The sequence below is a fragment of the Mitsuaria sp. GD03876 genome (genome assembly GCF_029840635.1).
In the GTDB taxonomy this organism is placed as follows: Bacteria; Pseudomonadota; Gammaproteobacteria; order Burkholderiales; family Burkholderiaceae_C; genus Roseateles.
On sequence record NZ_JAOCCU010000017.1, the window covers coordinates 60,502 to 78,368 of the forward strand.

16 protein-coding genes are annotated in these 17,867 nt (G+C 71.1%); 10 read left to right on the plus strand and 6 right to left on the minus strand.

What is annotated here, in order from left to right; genetic code table 11:
• The first annotated feature begins 13 nt into the window (after positions 1-13).
• The gene (locus N5D62_RS12880) at positions 14-778 is read left to right on the plus strand and encodes a transporter substrate-binding domain-containing protein (protein WP_279758220.1); all 765 of its coding nucleotides are present in this window, start codon (positions 14-16) and stop codon (positions 776-778) included.
• Between the two features lie 67 nt (positions 779-845).
• Here N5D62_RS12880 and N5D62_RS12885 read toward each other — a convergent pair whose 3' ends face one another.
• Complete coding sequence (locus tag N5D62_RS12885) at positions 846-1,865, minus strand: DUF4325 domain-containing protein (protein WP_279758221.1); 1,020 nt, start codon at positions 1,863-1,865, stop codon at positions 846-848.
• 317 nt (positions 1,866-2,182) lie between these two features.
• Here N5D62_RS12885 and fba point away from each other — a divergent pair, with 317 nt between their 5' ends.
• The 5 genes from fba (at position 2,183) to N5D62_RS12910 (ending at position 6,294) form a co-directional block, all read left to right on the plus strand.
• Positions 2,183-3,247: a class II fructose-bisphosphate aldolase gene (gene fba, locus N5D62_RS12890; RefSeq protein WP_279758222.1), complete on the plus strand. Its 1,065-nt coding sequence runs from the start codon at positions 2,183-2,185 to the stop codon at positions 3,245-3,247.
• A gap of 69 nt (positions 3,248-3,316) precedes the next feature.
• On the plus strand, positions 3,317-3,742 hold the full coding sequence (locus tag N5D62_RS12895) for a gamma-glutamylcyclotransferase (protein ID WP_279758223.1): 426 nt from the start codon (positions 3,317-3,319) through the stop codon (positions 3,740-3,742).
• 89 nt (positions 3,743-3,831) lie between these two features.
• Positions 3,832-4,728, plus strand: coding sequence for a phosphoribosylaminoimidazolesuccinocarboxamide synthase (locus N5D62_RS12900; protein WP_279758224.1), 897 nt, complete (start codon positions 3,832-3,834; stop codon positions 4,726-4,728).
• Between the two features lie 7 nt (positions 4,729-4,735).
• Positions 4,736-5,872, plus strand: coding sequence for a hypothetical protein (locus N5D62_RS12905; protein WP_279758225.1), 1,137 nt, complete (start codon positions 4,736-4,738; stop codon positions 5,870-5,872).
• Between the two features lie 164 nt (positions 5,873-6,036).
• Positions 6,037-6,294, plus strand: coding sequence for a hypothetical protein (locus N5D62_RS12910; protein ID WP_279758226.1), 258 nt, complete (start codon positions 6,037-6,039; stop codon positions 6,292-6,294).
• A gap of 147 nt (positions 6,295-6,441) precedes the next feature.
• Here N5D62_RS12910 and N5D62_RS12915 read toward each other — a convergent pair whose 3' ends face one another.
• The gene (locus tag N5D62_RS12915; protein ID WP_279758227.1) at positions 6,442-7,491 is read right to left on the minus strand and encodes a PHB depolymerase family esterase; all 1,050 of its coding nucleotides are present in this window, start codon (positions 7,489-7,491) and stop codon (positions 6,442-6,444) included.
• A 220-nt stretch (positions 7,492-7,711) separates the two neighbouring features.
• Between N5D62_RS12915 and N5D62_RS12920 the strand changes: the two genes are divergently transcribed.
• Positions 7,712-8,539, plus strand: coding sequence for a ferritin-like domain-containing protein (locus N5D62_RS12920; protein WP_279758228.1), 828 nt, complete (start codon positions 7,712-7,714; stop codon positions 8,537-8,539).
• 125 nt (positions 8,540-8,664) lie between these two features.
• On the opposite strand, the gene N5D62_RS12925 is transcribed toward N5D62_RS12920, so the two are convergent.
• Positions 8,665-9,561: a LysR family transcriptional regulator gene (locus tag N5D62_RS12925; protein ID WP_279758229.1), complete on the minus strand. Its 897-nt coding sequence runs from the start codon at positions 9,559-9,561 to the stop codon at positions 8,665-8,667.
• Positions 9,562-9,667: 106 nt separating this feature from the next.
• Between N5D62_RS12925 and N5D62_RS12930 the strand changes: the two genes are divergently transcribed.
• From N5D62_RS12930 to tehA, 3 genes are all read left to right on the plus strand, one after another.
• Positions 9,668-10,219 (plus strand): peroxidase-related enzyme, encoded by a 552-nt coding sequence (locus N5D62_RS12930; RefSeq protein WP_279758230.1) that lies wholly within the window; start codon positions 9,668-9,670, stop codon positions 10,217-10,219.
• Positions 10,220-10,370: 151 nt separating this feature from the next.
• The gene (locus N5D62_RS12935) at positions 10,371-12,188 is read left to right on the plus strand and encodes a pyridoxamine 5'-phosphate oxidase family protein (RefSeq protein ID WP_279758231.1); all 1,818 of its coding nucleotides are present in this window, start codon (positions 10,371-10,373) and stop codon (positions 12,186-12,188) included.
• 108 nt (positions 12,189-12,296) lie between these two features.
• Entirely contained in the window at positions 12,297-13,271 is a 975-nt protein-coding gene (gene tehA, locus N5D62_RS12940) for a dicarboxylate transporter/tellurite-resistance protein TehA (RefSeq protein WP_279758232.1), read from the plus strand.
• Between the two features lie 8 nt (positions 13,272-13,279).
• Here tehA and N5D62_RS12945 read toward each other — a convergent pair whose 3' ends face one another.
• From N5D62_RS12945 to N5D62_RS12955, 3 genes are all read right to left on the minus strand, one after another.
• Entirely contained in the window at positions 13,280-13,810 is a 531-nt protein-coding gene (locus tag N5D62_RS12945) for an SMI1/KNR4 family protein (protein ID WP_279758233.1), read from the minus strand.
• Between the two features lie 145 nt (positions 13,811-13,955).
• On the minus strand, positions 13,956-14,369 hold the full coding sequence (locus N5D62_RS12950) for a hypothetical protein (RefSeq protein ID WP_279758234.1): 414 nt from the start codon (positions 14,367-14,369) through the stop codon (positions 13,956-13,958).
• Between the two features lie 44 nt (positions 14,370-14,413).
• Complete coding sequence (locus tag N5D62_RS12955) at positions 14,414-17,728, minus strand: RHS repeat-associated core domain-containing protein (protein WP_279758235.1); 3,315 nt, start codon at positions 17,726-17,728, stop codon at positions 14,414-14,416.
• Positions 17,729-17,867 lie beyond the last annotated feature (139 nt).

Consider the following 17,867-nt stretch of genomic DNA (forward strand, 5'->3'; position numbering starts at 1 on the left):
CCCGGGGGATGCCATGCCAGCGCTGCGCCGCCGCGATCTGCTGATCGGTGGCGCGGCCGCGGCGGCAGGCCTGGACGGCGCCCGCGCGCAACCGGGCGCGCCCGGCGCGCGGCCCGCCGCTCCACCGAAGGAACTGGTCCGGCTCGCCATCAGCGACCAGACCCACAAGCCCTTCGTCCTGCCGCTGCTCAAGCTGATCGCCGAGTCCGCCGGCCTGCAATGGGAATTGCTGCTGCTGCCCTGGCCGCGCGCGCTGCTGGGCGGGGAGCTCGGCCAGCACCTGGTCTTCGGCCTGTCGCGCAGCCCGGCGCGGGACAAGGTCTTCGCCTACAGCCAGCCGGCTTTCGTCAGCCGCGGCTGGCTGGTCGTGACGAAGGCGCGGCCCATCCCGTTCGAACGGCTCGAGGACCTGCGCGGCCGCACGCTGTGCGTGTCGCGCGGCGCGACCTATGGCGCGGCCTTCGAGGAGGCACGCCGGGAGCTGTTCCGCGTCGAGACCGGCGGCAACGACCTCGACACCCGCGCGCGCATGCTCGCGGCGGGACGCTGCGACGCGATGCTCGCGACCCATCGCGGCAGCGCCGCCGCGCTGGAGCGCCGCCTGCGCGGGCTGCGGGGCGGCGACCAGTTCCGCGTGCTGCCGACGCCGCTGGTGGAGGAAGGCATCGTCTTCGGCGCCGCCCGGGGCAGCGAGGCCGCGGCGCTGCTGCCGCGCCTGGACGACGCGATCCACCGCGCCCGCGCCGCGATCCAGACGCTGGTGGACAGCGAGCTCTGAGCCGCGCGGACAGGCCGGCCGGCGATCCGTCTCGGAGGGGCGGCCGCCGAGCGGCGACGCCCGGCGGTCAGCCGTTGCGCGCCGCCTGCACCAGCGCGGCGATGCGCGGCGTCATGTTCAGGGGCACGAGTTCCACTTCCTGGTGCGCCCGCGCGAAGACGCGGAACAGCTCGTCGGCGAAGGCATGGCCGACGTCGTCCACGCCGGCGAAATCGACCTCGGCCCGCTTGAACTGCGGCAGCCGCGCCGCCACCCGCCGCGCCTGCGCGCGCGAGTCCAGCATCTGCCCCGTGCCCACCACCAGGTTCAGCATCACCCGGGTCTGGTCGAAGGCGATGCCGCTGCCGTCCACGCTCCACTGCTCCAGCACCTGCTCCAGCGTGCGGGTGCTTTCCAGCGCGATCGCCATGTAGATCGAGCTGCCCTGGCGCGGCAGGCCCTTGCCGTCCTTCCAGGCGTTGCCTTCCCAGGCGCGGCGCTGGAACGCGCGGCCGTTGGCGTGGATGTCGAAGACGTCGGCCAGCTGCGAGCTGAAGAACAGTCCCCGCCCGGTATGCGCCTGCGGCTGCGTCGTCAGCCGGCCCTTGCTGAGCTCCAGCATCGCGTGACGCGCGTCGGTCAGCTCGTAGGTGTCGCGGATGCGCTCGAACACGCCGCAGCCGTCGTCGGAGATCAGCAGCTGCGCATGGGTCGGCGTCTGGCGCAGCGACACGGTGACGCTGGTGCCGCCGCTGTGGTCGATGGCGTTGTTCACCAGCTCGGTGAAGCCGTGCTGGATCATCCGCGCGACCGGGCGCGGCAGGGTGAAGTGGGGCGCGAAGTCGCGCTGCCACGCGACGTCCTCCATCAGCCCGTGCAGCGTGTAGCTGCGCGCGACCTGGCGCAGCGCGCCCGGGCCGAAGACCGGCCGGCGCGAGGTGCCGCCGCGGGTCAGCCACTGGGCCTCGACCAGCCGGCGCAGCGCGGCCAGCGTCGCGCGGTGGCTGGCGCCGGTGCGCTCCTCGACGTACGCGGGCAGGTCCAGCGAATGCTCGTTGGCGGCGGCGGTGATCCACAGCGTCAGCTGGTCGATCGCGAGGCGGGTCATGAGGCTCCTGGAGAACGCGGGCGCGGGACAAGGCACGGCACTTGCTCCGCCGGGGCGAAGCCTACCGGCCGCCTCCGCCGCCACGCAACCGCGAAGACCCCCGTCCAGGGGGAGCCGCGGTCGGCGGGCCCCCGGCCGGGGCGCCTTTCGCCCGCCGGGCGGGGGCGCTGGTATGGCACCAGTTCAGGGGGAACCCCAGGTTCGTTACAGAGCCGGTCATGTCGGCTGGCTAGAATCCCGCCCAGTTACGGCGCGGTTACGGCGAGGCAGGGTCGCCGCCCGCGGCACAGGATTTTTCACTTCCTCGGAGAACTCTCATGGCACTCGTCTCGATGCGCCAGCTGCTGGACCACGCGGCCGAAAACGGCTACGGCATTCCGGCGTTCAACGTCAACAACCTGGAGCAGGTGCAGGCCGTGATGGCCGCCGCCGACGAGGTCGGCGCTCCGGTGATCCTGCAGGCCAGCGCCGGCGCCCGCAAGTACGCCGGCGAACCGTTCATCAAGCACCTGATCCAGGCCGCGGTCGAGGCCTACCCGCACATCCCGCTGGTGATGCACCAGGACCACGGCACCAGCCCCAAGGTCTGCGAGGGCGCGATCAACCTGGGCTTCGGCTCGGTGATGATGGACGGCTCGCTGATGGACGACGGCAAGACGCCGGCGAGCTTCGACTACAACGTGGACGTGACCCGCCGCGTCGTCGAGATGGCGCACAAGGTCGGCGTCACCGTCGAGGGCGAGCTGGGCTGCCTGGGCAACCTGGAGACCGGCGACGCGGGCGAGGAAGACGGCATCGGCGCCGTCGGCAAGCTGGACCACAGCCAGATGCTGACCGACCCGGAAGAGGCCGCGGTCTTCGTCAAGGCCACGCAGCTGGACGCGCTGGCCATCGCCATCGGCACCAGCCACGGCGCCTACAAGTTCTCGCGCAAGCCCACCGGCGACATCCTGGCGATCTCCCGCGTCAAGGAGATCCACAAGCGCATTCCCAACACCCACCTGGTGATGCACGGCTCGTCGAGCGTGCCGCAGGAACTGCTGGCGATCATCAACCAGTACGGCGGCCAGATGAAGGAGACCTTCGGCGTGCCGGTCGAGGAGATCCAGGAAGCGATCAAGCACGGCGTGCGCAAGATCAACATCGACACCGACATCCGCCTGGCGATGACCGGCGCGGTGCGCAAGTTCCTGGCCGAGAACCCCGACAAGTTCGACGCCCGCGAGTGGCTCAAGCCCGCCCGCGAGGCCGCCAAGCTGGTCTGCAAGGCGCGTTACCTGGAGTTCGGCTGCGAAGGCCAGGCATCGAAGATCAAGCCGCGTCCGCTGACCGAGGTCGCGACCGCCTACGCCCGCGGCGAGCTGGCGCAAGTCGTCCAGTAAGGCGCTTCCCGGACCGGCCCCGCGCCGGTCCTTTCATTTCCGGCCCGCACAGGGCCCGTCCGCACGTCGATGGCTCACGTCTTCACCTACGGCACGCTGATGTGGCCGGACATCATGGCCCGCGTCTGCGGCGAGGGGGGCTCGCCCTTCGCGCCGCCGCTGGCCGCGACGCTGGCCGACCACGCGCGCCATCCGGTGCGCGGCCACGACTATCCCGCGATGATTCCCTCGGCCGGCCACCAGGTCGTCGGCCGGCTTTACCTGGACGTGCCCGAGGCCGCCTGGGCGCGGCTCGACCGCTTCGAGGGCGCCGACTACGAGCGCCACGAGGTGCTGGTCACGCTGGCCGACGGCAGCTGGCGCCGGGCCTGGACCTATCTCTTCCGGCCGGCACCGGCCGAGCGGCTCGACGCCGGCGACTGGGACGAGGCCCGCTTCGAGCGCGAGGGCAAGGCCCGCTTCGTCGCGCGCTACGCCGGTTTCGGCGCGTTGTGACCCCGAAGGGCGGGTCGCGCGGACGGCGGCGTTTCACCTCGCGCCTCTAGAATCCCGGTTTTGCCTCCGGTTCCGTCCGACCGAACGCCATGACCGCCGCCCTGCACACCTCCTCGCTGACTTCCCTTCCCCTGATCGCGCGCGGCAAGGTCCGCGAGAACTACGCGGTCGGCGAGGACCGCATCCTCATGATCGCGTCGGACCGCATCTCGGCCTTCGACGTCATCATGGGCGAGCCCATCCCCGGCAAGGGCGCGCTGCTGACGAAGATGGCGCTGTTCTGGTTCGACAAGCTGCAGGGCATCGTCCCCAACCACCTGACCGGCGAGGACCCGTTGTCCGTCGTCACCGACGCCGAGAAGGACCAGGTCCGCGACCGCGCGATGCTGGTCAAGCGCCTGAAGCCGCTGCCGATCGAGGCGGTGGTGCGCGGTTACCTGGCCGGCAGCGGCTGGTCCGAGTACAAGGCCGGCGGCAAGGTCTGCGGCGTCGAGCTGCCCGCGGGACTGCAGAACGCCAGCAAGCTGCCGCAGCCGATCTTCACGCCGGCGACCAAGGCGGAGATGGGCGACCACGACGAGAACATCGACTTCGAGCGCTGCGCCCAGATCATCGGCCGCGAGATGGCCGAGCGCGTGCGCGACATCGCGATCCAGCTCTACCAGCGCGCCGCGGACATCGCGCTGGCCAAGGGCATCATCATCGCGGACACCAAGTTCGAGTTCGGCCTGGACGCCGACGGCACGCTGACGCTGATGGACGAGGTGCTGACGCCCGATTCCTCGCGCTACTGGCCGGCGGAGAGCTACGCGGTCGGCAGCAATCCGCCGAGCTACGACAAGCAGTTCCTGCGCGACTGGCTGGAGCAGGCCACCGTCGACGGCCAGCCCTGGGGCAAGGTCGCGCCGCCGCCGGCGCTGCCCGCGGACGTGATCGCCAACACGGCCGCGAAGTACCAGGAAGCGCTGGACCGGCTGACCCGCTGAGACCGGCATGCAAGACGCCTCGCCCGACGCGACCCCGTCGCAAGTGATCAAGTCCCGGCTGCTCAAGCAGCTGGAGAAGGACATCGCCGCGGCGGCGTCGCCGATGTCCTCGGCGGCCGCGCGGGCCAAGCGCGCGATGCTGCTGGCCCGGCACGGCGCGGTCGGCGAGGCGCGCGAGGCGCTGACGGCGCTGCACCAGCTGTCGTTCCAGCATCCGCATCCGGAGATCGGCGCCTGGCTGCACATGGCCGAAGGGCTGATGAGCTACTACAACGGCTTCGTCGCGCAGCAGGCCTGGGACCGCATCCAGCGCGCCCACGCGATCGCGACGACCTCGCCGGCGCTGGTCGAGGTGCGGGTGCTGGCCTCGGCCTGGCTGGCGCAGCTGGCCTTCATCCGGCACGACCCGGCGGCGCTGGTGGAGCATGCGAAGCGCTGCCTCGACGAGGCGCTGCCGGTGCACAACGTGGCGCTGGCGCGCGTGGCGATGGCGATGGGCGTGGGCTGGCACTACGCCGGCGACATCGAGTCCGCGCAGCGCTGGTACATCCGCGCCCGCCGTCACGCGGCGGTGGAGGGCGACGACGCGTCGCTGTCGGCGCTGATGTTCAACATGGCCGGCATGCGCGCGTCGCAGCTGCGCCGCGAGAGCCTGTCGGGCCACACCGCGCGCGGGCCGGAGCTGCTGCTGACGGTCGACTCGATGCACCACTTCGACGAGGCGGTCGGCGCGCAGATGATGGCCGACCTGACGCCGGTGCTGCGCGCGCAGGTGCTGACGATGCAGGGCGAGTTCGACGAGGCGCGCCGCCTCTACGAGGAACACCTGCCGCAGGCGATGTCGCTGGGGCTGGAGCGGCTGGGCAGCAGCCTGCTGTCCGACCTGGCCTGGTGCCGGGCCAACCTGGGCCAGGGCGAGCATGCGCTGCACCAGGCGCGCGAGGCCGAGATCGAGCTCGATCCCGATTGCGAGCTCGACGACCGGGCGATCACCCACAGCCGCCTGGCGCAGACCTTCCGGCAACTGGGCGAGACCGCGGACGCCGATCGCCACCAGGCGCTGGCGGACGAGGCCTGGCGGCAGTTCGCCGAGCAGCAGCTGCAGTGGCGGGGCGTGCTGGCCGGCAGCGGCGTGGCGCCCTGAGCGGGGCGTCGTCGGGCCGCCGGGGCGATCGCCGCACGGCATGACCGACTTCATCCGGTGAAAACCAGCAGACGGTGCCGGCATCCGGACTGCTAAGGTGCCGGGCTTGCGCGCGGGACGCCCGTTCCGGCGCGAGAAGAAGCACCTTCAGGGAGAGTTCCGTCATGCATCGTTCCCCATTGATCGCGCTGGTGGCTGCCGCCGCGACGCTGATCCTGTCGGCCTGCGCCGCGCCCGAGACCAAGCCCGAGGACGGCAAGAAGACCGCCGAGGCCCGCCAGTGCGTCCAGACGCTGGGCACCAACCTGTGCCGCCGCACCGACCAGGGCGCGCTCGCCCCGGTGAACGCCGTGTCCGGCGACGCGCTGCGCCTGCAGGGCGGCGAACTGGTCCGGCCGACCAACGGCACGACCGGCAACTGAGCCCACCCGCATCCGGGCCCCACGCGCGGGCCCGCGCCAGAAGAGCCGCTCTCCGGAGCGGCTTTTTCATTGGCGCCGCGCTTCGAGGCCCGGGACGGCCTCCGCGTTCCTGGCGTCGACGCGATGCGACGCCGACGCACCGCAGGCCTATCGGCACTGCTTGGCGATGAAGCGCCAGATCATCGTGCTGGCGTCCGGTCCCTGCGGATCGCTGAACGGCTGCTTCGCGGCGCCGCCGCTCCAGGCGTGGCCGAGGCCCTCGATCGCGACGAGCGTCGCGGCGATCGCGCGGCCGCGCTTGAACTCGACCACCTCCATCGGCCATCGCCGCCCGCGCTGCACGGTGCGAGCGCGCCGCGTCGTCGCGCCGGCCGCGAGCGACCACTGCCGCACCGCCTCCGCCGCGTTCGACGCCGCGACGATGCGGTCCTCCGTCCCCTGGACGACGAGCAGCGGCGGCCAGGCGGCGCCGTCGGCCGGCGGCGCGAGCTCGGGGCTCGCCGCCTTGCCGCGCATCGCGCGCAGCGCCGTCGTCGCGGAGCTCGCCAGCCCCGGTGGCACGCCGGAATGCATCGCCACGGCGCGGAAACGCGTGGGGTGGCTCGTCGCCAGCAGCGCGGCCATGCCCGCGCCGGCGGAGAGCCCCGCGATGCCGACGCGCTCGCGATCGGCGGGATAGAGCAGGCAGACCTGGTCGATCGCCGCCAGGATCAACGCGGCCTCGCCCTGGGCGCGGCCGGTCTCGGTGTCGAACCAGTTCCAGCAGCGCTGCGGATTGGCCAGCCGGCTCTGCTCCGGATAGAGCACCAGGAAGCCCTCGCGCGCGGCGAGCCGGTTCATCCGCGTGCTGCGCGCGAAGCCGGCGGCGTCCTGGCCGCAGCCGTGCAGCATCACCAGCAGCGGCGCGCGCTCACCCGCCGGCAGCCCGGCGGGCCGGAAGAGCCGATAACGCCGCATCCCGGTGCGCCCGGTCGCCACGCCGGCGATCCAGTCGCCCAGGCCGGGCGACGGATGCGGCGGTGTCTTCTGCAGGCCGGGCACCGCGTCGTGCACCCCGGCCTGCCTGGCGGCCTTCGTGGCGGCCGTGGTGGCGGCTTTCGTGGCGTCGCGCGTCGCGCGCAAGACCTGGCCCGTGACGGCGCGCAGGCCTTGCTGCCAGGCCTTGCGCAGGGCGGCGGAGGAGGAGCGTTTGGGCATCGAGGTTCGAGGCGGAACGGCGCCGCCATTCTGCGGCCCGGGCGTGACCCGCCCATGCAAAGACCGGCGATGTCACCGGGGCTTCGCCGAGATTCCCCCACGGCCCGATCGCCCGATGACCCGATCGCCTCATGGCCGCATGACCCGATGCCCCGATGGCATCGAGGTCCGTGCCCGGCCACGCACACGGATTGCCGGCCCTTGAGGCATGATCGCGCCCATGTCTTCGACGAGCTGGTCCCTGGACGACCTGGCGCTGTCCCGCATCGAGATCGAGCGCGTGCGCGCTCATGACGCGCTGTTCCTGAACGTGTGCAGCGCGTCCTTCATCGAAAGCGGCAGCGATACCTACACCCGCAACCTGATCGAGCATTTCGACGACGACCCCGAGGTCGCCGCCTGGTTGCGCGACCACTGGGAGCCCGAGGAGCTGCAGCACGGCGCGGCGCTGAAGGCCTACGTGCAGCGGGTCTGGCCCGGCTTCGACTGGGAGAGCGCCTACGCCGGCTTCTTCGAGGAGTACGCGCGGCTGTGCACGATGGACCAGCTCGAGCCCACGCGCGGGCAGGAGATGGTGGCGCGCTGCATCGTCGAGATGGGCACCACGACCTACTACCAGGCGCTGCACCAGGCCTGCGACGAGCCGGTGCTGCGCGACCTGTTCTGGCGCATCCGCTGCGACGAGGTGCGGCATTACAAGAACTTCTATTCGTTCTTCCGCAAGTACCGCGAGATCGAGGGCCTGCATCGCGGCCAGGTGATCGCGGCGCTGGTGCGCCGCGCGCTGGAACTGCGCCGCGAGGACGCGACGATCGCGCTGCGCCACGCGGTGAAGGCGCGCCTGAGCAGCGGCGCCCTCGACGGCGGCCCCGCGCCGATCGAGAACGCCGAGGCGCTGACGGCGCAGGCGATCAAGCTGGTCAGCGCCAACCTGCCGATGGACCTGGCGGTGCGGATGATGCTCAAGCCGCTGATGCTGCGCCCCGGCGTGCAGCGCGTGATGGAGCGGCCGCTCGCGGCGCTCGGCCGCGTGGTGCTGCTCAACTGAACGACGGCCTCACGCCGAACTCACGTCGGCACCATGCCGACACCACGCCGACACCACATCGACGCCACGTCGACACCACCTTGACGGTGCGTCGGCGGGGCCGCGCCGATGCCGCCTCGGCCGGGTCACCGGCGCAGGTGCTCGACCGCGAGGTCGATGAACGCGCGCACCTTGCGCGACGCGAGCAGCCCCTGGTGCTGCAGCGCCTGCACCGGCACCGCCGGCGGCGCGTGCTTCGCGAGCACCTCCACCAGCGTGCCGTCGGCGATCTGGGCCTCGACCATGTACGACAGCACGCGGGTCAGCCCCAGCCCCTCGGACGCCGCGAGGATCGCGTGATCGTTGTTGTTGGTCGCCAGGCGCGGCCTCACCGGCACCGCGACCGTCGCCGCCTCCGCGCCGGGACCCGCGCGGAACTTCCAGTCGTGGCCCGGCTCCACGCCGAGCGCCGCGACCAGCGCGTGCCGCGCCAGGTCCTCGGGCCGTTTCGGCGTGCCATGGCGCTTCAGGTACCCGGGTGACGCGCAGACGATGCGGCGCACCGTGGCCAGCGGTGTCGCGTGGAAGGAGGCATCGGGCAGCGCCCCGATGCGGATCGCCACGTCCACGTCGTCGTTGAGCAGGTTGACGTTGCGGTCCAGCAGCCGGCATTCGACCTCCGCCTCCGGATAGCGCCGCAGGTAGTCGAGCACCACCGTGTTGAGCTTGAGCCGCCCGTACATCACCGACGCGCTGACCACCAGCCGGCCCTTGACCGCGCCGTGCGATCCGCTGGCCGCCTGCTCGATGTCCTGCAGCTCGCCGAGCAGCCGGCGGCAGTCCTGCGCGTAGCGCTCGCCGACCTCGGTGACCTTCACCACGCGGGTCGTGCGCACCAGCAGCCGCACCTTCATCGCGGCCTCGAGCTCGCTGACCGCGCGCGTCACCACCGGCGCGGAGACGCCGAGCCGGCGCGCCGCCGCGGAGAAGCCGCCCTCCTGGACGACGGCCACGAAGATCGCCATCGCATCGAGCTTGTCCATATCTTTCCCGTTTCCGAAAGAGTCATTTCCCAGGCGCGCCGATTCTCTCCGCGGCCCGTCGCGCCCACCATTCGCTCACCCCAACCGCTTCCCCAAGGAGCCCGTCATGAGCCGCATCCACGTCGTCGAACCCGCCACCGCCTCGCCCGAGCAGAAGGTCCTGCTGGACGCGATCCAGGCGCAGCTGGGCATGGTCCCGAACTTCCTGAAGGTCTTCGCCAACTCGACGACGGCGCTGCAGGCCTTCCTCGGCCTGTACGGCGTCGCGGGCGGCGGCAGCCTCGACCCGCTGGACCGCGAGCGCATCGCGCTGGCGCTGGCGCAGCAGAACGGCTGCCAGTACTGCGTCTCGGCGCACACGGCGATCGGCCGCAAGACCGGGCTGTCCGCCGACGAGATCGCCGCGGCCCGCGCCGGCACCAGCGACGACGACACTTCGGCCGCGATCCTGAAGTTCGCGCGCAGCCTGATGGAGAAGCGGGGCGAGGTCAGCGCGCTGGAGCTGACCGAGGTCCGCGCCGCCGGCGTGGACGAGGCGCAGATCGTCGAGATCATCACGCACGTCGGCATGAACTTCCTGACCAACATCCTGGGCAAGGCCAGCCTGGTCGAGATCGACTTCCCGAGCGTCAAGCTCGAGTTGCCGACGACGGCGTGAGCCGAGCCCGCGGCCACCGCCGCGGGCCTTCGGTTTCCGCCGTCGTCGCACGTCATCGAGCACGCCATCGCGCACGTCATCGCGCACGTGATCGCGCACGTGATCGTCATCGCGGTCGACACCGATCCGCCACCGCCACCGGGAGTCCGCCATGGGACGCGCCTATTCCGACATCACCTTCACGCCCACGGTCCGTGAGGTCCAGGTGGAGAAGGGCAGCCGCGAGCAGTACGCCTTCCTGGACGTGATGAGCGAGCGCGGCGACGTGCTGACGCCGCGCGAGGCCCAGTTCATCGCCGAGGCCGACCACTTCTTCCAGGCCACCGTCAGCGAGACCGGCTGGCCCTACGTGCAGCACCGCGGCGGGCCGAAGGGCTTCCTGAAGGTGCTGGACGCGAAGACCCTCGGCTTCGCGGACTACCGCGGCAACCTGCATTACCTGAGCGTGGGCAACCTGCGGCGGGACGACCGGATTTCGCTGATCCTGGTGGACTTCCCGAATCGCCGCCGCCTGAAGCTGCTCGGGCGCGTGCGCCTGGTCGAGGCCGGCGAGAGCGCCGAGGCCGACGCCGCGATCGCCGCCGTGCGCGACGACAGCTATGGCGCGACGGTCGAGCGGGCCTTCGTCATCACCATCGAAGGCTGGGACTGGAACTGCCCGCAGCACATCACGCCGCGCTTCACCGAAGCGGAGGTCGCGTCGCTGATGGCGCCGATGCGGGCGCAGGTGCAGAAGCTCAAGGCGCAGTTGGCCGAGGCGAAGGCGGCGCTGACCGCCGCAAATGCGGGCGCCGCACCGGGCGCTGTATCGGGCGCCGCACCGGGCGCCGCACCGGGCGCTGCATCGGGCGCTGTATCGGGCGCCGCACCGGGCGCCACATCGGGTAGCGCACCGGGCGCCACATCGGGTGACGCATTCGGTGGCGCGGACGGCGCTCGCTCCGGCGTCACCGAGCCGCTGGTGCTCGGCGACGGCCCGCTCGCGCTGACGATCACCGGCGTGCGGCAGCTGACGCCGTCCGTGCGCGCGTTTGAATTGCGGTCCACCGATGGCTCGGCGTTGCCGGCGGTGATCGCCGGCGCCCACCTGGACGTGCCGGTGCGCCTGGCCGACGGCACGGCGTCGACGCGCAGCTACTCGATCGCCTCGAGCCCGGACCGGACCGATGCCTACGAGATCGCGGTGCAGCGCGAGCCTGACGGCAAAGGCGGATCGACGGCGGCGCACGAGGATTTCGCGCTCGGCGTGCGGCTGAACTGCTCGATGCCGCGCAATCTGTTCGCGCTCGCCGACGATCCTCATGGGTCGGATGACTCGAACGGACCGACACGCCGATCGCGCCGGTCCGTGCTGATCGCCGGCGGCATCGGCATCACGCCGATCAAGGCGATGGCGCATGCGCTGGCCGCGCGGGGCCTGGACTTCGAGCTGCACTACGCGGTGCGTGCCCGATCGCAGGCGGCCTTCCTCGGTGAACTGATCGCCGCCTTCGGCGAGCGCGTGAAGGTCCATGCGAAGGACGAGGGCGGGCGGCTCGATGTCGCGGCGCTGATGCGCGGCCTTGGCGACGACGACCACGTCTACACCTGCGGGCCGACGCGCCTGATCGACGCCGTGACGGCAAGCGCCGCGGCCGCCGGTGTCGATGGTGCGCGCGTGCACGTCGAGAAATTCAGCGTCGACGCGGCCAAGGCCGGTGACCGCGAGTTCGTCGTGCATCTGGTGCGCAGCCGCAAGGACCTGGTCGTGCCGGTGGGCCGGTCGATCCTGGAGGTGGCGGAGGCGCAGGGCGTGCGCGTGCCGGCGTCATGCCGGACGGGCACCTGCGGCACCTGCGCGACGCCGGTGATCGACGGCACGCCCGCGCACCGCGACGAGGTGCTGACCGCGGCGCAGCGGTCGGACGAGCGCCTGATGTGCGTCTGCGTGTCGCGCGCCGAGGGCGAGGCGTTGACGCTGGACCTCTGAGCGCCGCGGGGGACGCGGCCTCGAATCGCACACACCGGGCGCCGCCCGATGGACAAGCGGGGGGCATCGCGCGGAGGATCGCCGTCGCGTGAACCGAGGAGCCTCCGAATGACCGCATCGCGCTGGGCGATCCCCGCCTCTTACTTCAGCATGGTCCTGGGCCTGACGGGCCTGGGCAACAACTGGCGGGTGGCCGCGCGGCTGTGGGGCTTCCCGGCCTGGATCGGCGAGGCGGTGATGGCCGTGGGCGTCGCCGTCTGGGCGGTGCTGGCGATCCGCTTCGCCGCCAAGTGGCTGTTCGCGCGCGACGACGCGCGGGCCGAGATCGCGCATCCGATCCTGTGCTGCTTCGTCGCGCTGGCGCCGGTGGCGACGATGCTCGCGGGCGTCGGGGTGCTGCCGCACGCGCATGCCGCGGGCAGCGTGCTGATCGTCGGCGGCGCGGTGGGTGCGCTGCTCTTCGGCCTCTGGCGCCATGGCGGGCTGTGGCGCGGCGGGCGCGACGAGAAGACGACCACGCCGGTGCTCTACCTGCCGACGGTGGGCACGAACCTGGTGTCGGCGATCGGCATGTCCGCGCTGGGCTGGCCGGAGTGGGGCCAGCTGTTCTTCGGCGCCGGCGTGCTGGCGTGGATCGTCCAGGAATCGATCATCCTGGGCCGGTTGCTGACGGTCGAGCCGCTGCCGGCGCCGCTGCGTCCGACGCTGGGTATCCAGATGGCACCGCCGGCGGTGTCGCTGCTGGCGTACGCGGCGGTGACGGTCGGTCCGCCCGACTTGATCGCGCGGATGCTGCTGGGCTACGCGCTGGTGCAGGCGCTGATGGTGGCGCGGCTGCTGCCGTGGATCCGCCAGCCGTTCACGCTGTCGTACTGGGGCTTCACCTTCGGCGTGACCGCGATCGCGACCGGCACGATGCGCTTCGCCGAGCGCGGCGCTGGCGATCGGCTCTTCGCCACGCTGGCACCGGTGCTGTTCGCGGTCAGCAACGTCGTGGTGATCGGACTGTCGATCGCGTCGGTGCTGTGGGTGCTGAGGTCGGCGGCGCCGCCGACGCCGAACGTGGCGACGACGGCGCGGTGACGATGTCGCTAGTGCAGCGGCAAAGGCATCAGCCGGACCTGCGCGCCATCGGGCAGGTCGCGCAGTTGCCGCCAGAGGTCGCCGCGATACCTCATGCCCTTGACGGCGTCCACGGCGAACAGGTTGGCCACGTCGAACGCGCCGCCGAGGATGAACGGGCGCTTGGGCAGCAGCCGCTTGCCGGCGGGGATCGCACCATGCGCGGCCTGCCACGCGTGGGCGACCGGATGGCCGGTCCATTGGGCATGGTCTGACAGGATGGCGGCCGCCCAGCCGTCCAGGCTGTCCGCCATGACATCGAGGTCTCCTGTTTCCGGCTCGAACGAGACGATCTCCTTGTCGCGGATGCCGAAGAGACCGCCGAAGGCGTCCTCGGCGAAGAAGAAGATTGCGCTCAGGAGGTCCTCGTAGCGATCCCGCCAGGTGTCCTGCGCGTTCCATGCTTGCACGCCGATGACGGGCGCGGCGACGGTCTCGACGGCAGGCAGGACGTGCAGCGCGCTCTCGAACGCAAAGAAGCCGTTCCTCGCGAACAGCAACTGCGCCAACTCTTCATGTCGGGGACCGAGGCTCCGCCATGCGAGAGCGGAATCGGCCGCGTCCAGCGGCGCGGCGGTGGGTGCGGAGGCGAGCGAGAGAAGTCGGGAGGAATGCATTCGCCACGGGTAGATGGGCCCGGGACGCTCAAGAACTCATCCGCTCGATGCGGAACACGAGATCGTCGAAGGGGCCATCGAAGCCGATGTCGTTGCAGCGATAGCGTCGGCCGGTCGGCAGCTCCTCGACCCGCATGCCGGAACTCCAGGATTGCGAGCCGCGTCCGTCGCCGGTGTCCCAGATGTTGTAGAGATGGAGCGCGCCGGCTGAAGTGCCGACGGTGATCTCCACGATTTGCGGCGCGCTGTCCTGCCAGATGTCCATGCTGGGCGCCCGCTGGCCGTTCACGACCAAGCCCGCGTCCGTCATCAGCCACACGCCGTGCCGGCCGCCGGCGCGGGCGCTCTCGAACACCAGGCAAAGACGCTCCCCGTCCGTGACAGGCAAGACCTCCCACTTCACCACGTCAGGCTGACCGGCTTCGGTGAAGGCCTTGCTCATGACGGGTGCCAGGGGCGCAGCAAACGAAGGCTTGTCTTGCATGGTCAGAAGCCCGGGGGTTTGGGGCCGTTGTAGTGCCGGAACGGATCGATTTTTGCATGCTCCCAGGGCCAGACTTCCTGCAGGTTGCTCGGCTGATGGCTGCCTCCCTCGCGTTGGGGCACCTTGTGGTGCAGCTCCTTCGGAACACCGAACTCCTCATGCAGCGGCGGCTTGCCCTCCTTCATCCGCGCCAGGTTCTCGGGGGAGTACTCGCCGGGCTTGGCCTTGTCAGCCTTGCCCTTCCAATAGTCCGAGCGGGCCTTCGACCAACTCGGCTCATCGTCATCGGGATCCGGCGGCGGCGGATTCATGCTGCTGTAGGGCGCCTCGCCGTTCAGCGCATCGCCCTTGTCGCCGGCCGCGACGGACAGGAGTCTGACCCGATCGCTCCAGCGCGGTGGCGCACATAGCGCGCCGGTCTTGCAGGGATCGTTCTGCGCGAAGTTGCCCGGCAGCACGGCCAGCCCGATGACCCAACCGATTGGCGTCAGGGCGAGCCGCGTCGCGGCGCCGGTGATGGTCACCTTGGGCAGCGTGACCGGCGGCGCCCGCAACGCGCCGCCGCTGGACAGGTGACCGAAGCCGATGCCGGCCAGCTGCGGGGTCGAGTTGCCGACGATCACGCTCGGCGGCAGGACCACCGGCTCCTGCTTGTCCTTGTCCTGGGCCTGCAGCAACTGCCCGATGCTGATCCCGTTGACGAAGCCCCCGTCGGACATCATCCGCGGCAGCGGGTCGGCGCTGCTGAAGCCGGTCGGATCGACGAAGGCCAGCGCGTTGTTCAGCACGTAGCTGTAGCGGTTGTATTGCTGGCCGTCGTCCGCGTCCGGCACGGTCGGATCCGCGCTCACCATGCGTCCGACGATCGGGTCGTAGATCCGCCCGTTCAGGTGTACCAGGGCCAGTTGGTCCAATTGCTCCTGCCCCGTGTAGCCGGTGTGGTCCTGGGTGTTCTTCAACGCGCCGAATCCGCTGGCGCCCGCCGGATCGTCCAGCCCGTCGGCACCGCGGCGCCTGCCCCAGGGGTCGTAGCTCAGGCGGTTGAGCAGGTTGCCCGATTCGTCCGCCACCGCCACCAGGCTGCCCAGGTGGTCATTCAGGAAGTAGCGCTGCGCGCGCATCGACTGGTCGCCCGGCGTCACCGCCGTGCCGGTCAGACGTTCCTCCAGGTAGCCCAGTCCCCACGGCATGTAGGCCCGGATGATCGTCCGGTTGGCCGCGACGTCGACCTCCTTCTCCAGACCGCTGGCGTAGTGGATGGTCAGCGTCGGGGCTCCCGGCACCCCGCCCGACATCGGGCTGATGGTCTGGCGCAGCCGCTGTCGGTCCGGTCCGAACGCGAAGGCGGTGCGCTGCACGGCCGCGCCCCCCGACAACCGGTCGATCGTCGCCGCCTGGTCGAAGGAGGTCCATCCATACCGACGCCCCAGCCCCTCGACGAGGTTGCCGTTGTCGTCGTAGCTGAAGGCCGGGTTGCTCACGCCCGCGACCGGGCTGGCAGTCTGGATCGCGCTGAGCGCATGGGGCCGCACGCTGTCCGCGCCGGATGCCGGATAGCTGTACTGCCCCACGCCGGTCCGGCTCACCAGGTTGCCGATCGCGTCGTACCCATAGCTCTTGACCGGCTGCCCGGCCAACTGCGAGCTCGCCAGCCGGTTCAGGCCGTCGTAGCTGAAGACCTCGGTCAGGCTCGCGCCGCCGTTGGTGGCCGACTGCGTGCGCGTGGCCAGGTTGCCCAGCGAGTCGTAGGTGTAGACGTCGTTCTGCCGGTTGTTGGGCGAGCCGCCCATGCCGGCGGCGATGCCTTCCACGCGGCCGGTGTTCGGGTTGATCGTGCGGCGGCGCACCATGCCGTTGCCGAACTCCTCCTCGGTCGGCACGCCGTCGGGGCTCAGCGCCTTGCGCGTCACGAAGGTGCCGCTGCCGCGGTCCGAGAGCCAGATCACGCTCGAGGGATAACCGAAGCTGTTGTAGAAGTAGGCGTAGCCGTTGTTGACCCCGAGCAGCGAATCCAGCGGCCGGCGGCGATGCAGCGTGGCGCCTGGCCGGCCCAGCGCGTCGACGCTGAACTCGGTCACGTAGTTCCAGTCCAGCGTCTCCGTGACGCGGCGGTGGCGGCCGACCGAGTCGTACTCGTGGACCGCGCGGTAGTCCTTGACGCCGCCGAGCCAGGTGGACGCCTCCGCGAGCCGTCCGACGCCGGTGACCGCCGTGTCGAACTCCCAGCGCGCGTCCTGGTCCGGCGCCAGGCGCCGGGTCATGCGGCCGAGCGCGTCGAACTCCATCGTCGTGACCTGCCCCTTGGCATTGGTCTGGCGATACACCTGCCCGAGCGGATCGATCGCGAAGACGCGCTGGCCGAGGTCGGGATCGACCAGCCGGGTGCGGCGCCCGAGCACGTCGCGCTCGATGCGGATCGCGTTGCCGCGCGCGTCGATCACCTTCACCAGCGCGCTGAAGCCATCGTTGACGAAGGTCGTGGTGAAGCCGTCCTCGTCGCGCACGGTGCGCAACGGGCCCATGCCGTCGCGCACCTCCACCCGCCGCTGACCCTTCGCGTTGACGCGCGTCAGGGTCAGGCCGGAGAAGGTCTGCGTGCTGAGGTCCGTGCCGCCGGCGGCGTTGGGGGTGCGGATCTCGATGGCACGGCCCAGGTCGTCGTAGGCGAACCGGACGAAGACCGGCGTGGCGCCGACGAAGCGCGAGCGTGACACCCGGTCCAGCCGCCCCTTCTCCTCATAGATTCGGTCCGCGACGATCTGCTCGCCCTTGAAGCCCCAGGTGCGGGTCTGCACGCGACGGTCGAGCGCGTCGAAGAACTCCTCGAGAGGCACCTCGCGCTGCGTCGTGCCGAACCACGACTGGGTGACCAGCACCCGCTGCGCGCCGTTGGCGCAGCTGTCCACGCACCCTCGGTAGGCATAGGTCTGGCTGCTGCCGTCGGCCCGGTCCTCCCTTGTCTTGCGGCCCCATGCGTCGTAGGTCCAGTTCGTGGTCAGGTTGTTGGGGCCCGTCAACGACAGCAGCACGCCGCGGCCGTCGTCATAGACGCGCGTCTCCTTGTGGGACTTCGCGTTCAAGGTCTCCAGGACATAGCGGAACCGCGGGTCGTAGGTGAATGTCTCCAGGTCGCGCACGACGTCCAGGCCGGTCTGCGGATCCCGGTACAGCACCTGCCGCTTCGTCGGGACGCCGGTGCCGGGGTCGCGCGTGGTCACCTCCGCGCTGCGCACGGTGTTGATGTCGCCCTCGGGTTCCGTGGTCCGCCGCACGAGCTGGCCGAAGGCGTCGTACTCGAAGACCGTCGTCCGCGTCACTGCCTGGGCTGCGGCGCCGGCACCCACCAGGCCCGCGGCGGCCGCGACCGCCAGGTGCCCCAGGGACCTGGCCAGAGACCTTGCCAGGACAGTCGATCGCTGTCTCGCCTGCATGGAAACCCCCTTGTTGTCGGATTGC

What these genes read in the sequence shown, in the direction of transcription:
- N5D62_RS12880 (WP_279758220.1), top strand. Translation starts at nt 14, where the DNA reads ATGCCAGCGCTGCGCCGCCGCGATCTGCTGATCGGTGGCGCGGCCGCG.
- N5D62_RS12885 (WP_279758221.1), bottom strand. Translation starts at nt 1,865, where the DNA reads ATGACCCGCCTCGCGATCGACCAGCTGACGCTGTGGATCACCGCCGCC.
- fba (WP_279758222.1), top strand. Translation starts at nt 2,183, where the DNA reads ATGGCACTCGTCTCGATGCGCCAGCTGCTGGACCACGCGGCCGAAAAC.
- N5D62_RS12895 (WP_279758223.1), top strand. Translation starts at nt 3,317, where the DNA reads ATGGCTCACGTCTTCACCTACGGCACGCTGATGTGGCCGGACATCATG.
- N5D62_RS12900 (WP_279758224.1), top strand. Translation starts at nt 3,832, where the DNA reads ATGACCGCCGCCCTGCACACCTCCTCGCTGACTTCCCTTCCCCTGATC.
- N5D62_RS12905 (WP_279758225.1), top strand. Translation starts at nt 4,736, where the DNA reads ATGCAAGACGCCTCGCCCGACGCGACCCCGTCGCAAGTGATCAAGTCC.
- N5D62_RS12910 (WP_279758226.1), top strand. Translation starts at nt 6,037, where the DNA reads ATGCATCGTTCCCCATTGATCGCGCTGGTGGCTGCCGCCGCGACGCTG.
- N5D62_RS12915 (WP_279758227.1), bottom strand. Translation starts at nt 7,491, where the DNA reads ATGCCCAAACGCTCCTCCTCCGCCGCCCTGCGCAAGGCCTGGCAGCAA.
- N5D62_RS12920 (WP_279758228.1), top strand. Translation starts at nt 7,712, where the DNA reads ATGTCTTCGACGAGCTGGTCCCTGGACGACCTGGCGCTGTCCCGCATC.
- N5D62_RS12925 (WP_279758229.1), bottom strand. Translation starts at nt 9,561, where the DNA reads ATGGACAAGCTCGATGCGATGGCGATCTTCGTGGCCGTCGTCCAGGAG.
- N5D62_RS12930 (WP_279758230.1), top strand. Translation starts at nt 9,668, where the DNA reads ATGAGCCGCATCCACGTCGTCGAACCCGCCACCGCCTCGCCCGAGCAG.
- N5D62_RS12935 (WP_279758231.1), top strand. Translation starts at nt 10,371, where the DNA reads ATGGGACGCGCCTATTCCGACATCACCTTCACGCCCACGGTCCGTGAG.
- tehA (WP_279758232.1), top strand. Translation starts at nt 12,297, where the DNA reads ATGACCGCATCGCGCTGGGCGATCCCCGCCTCTTACTTCAGCATGGTC.
- N5D62_RS12950 (WP_279758234.1), bottom strand. Translation starts at nt 14,369, where the DNA reads ATGAGCAAGGCCTTCACCGAAGCCGGTCAGCCTGACGTGGTGAAGTGG.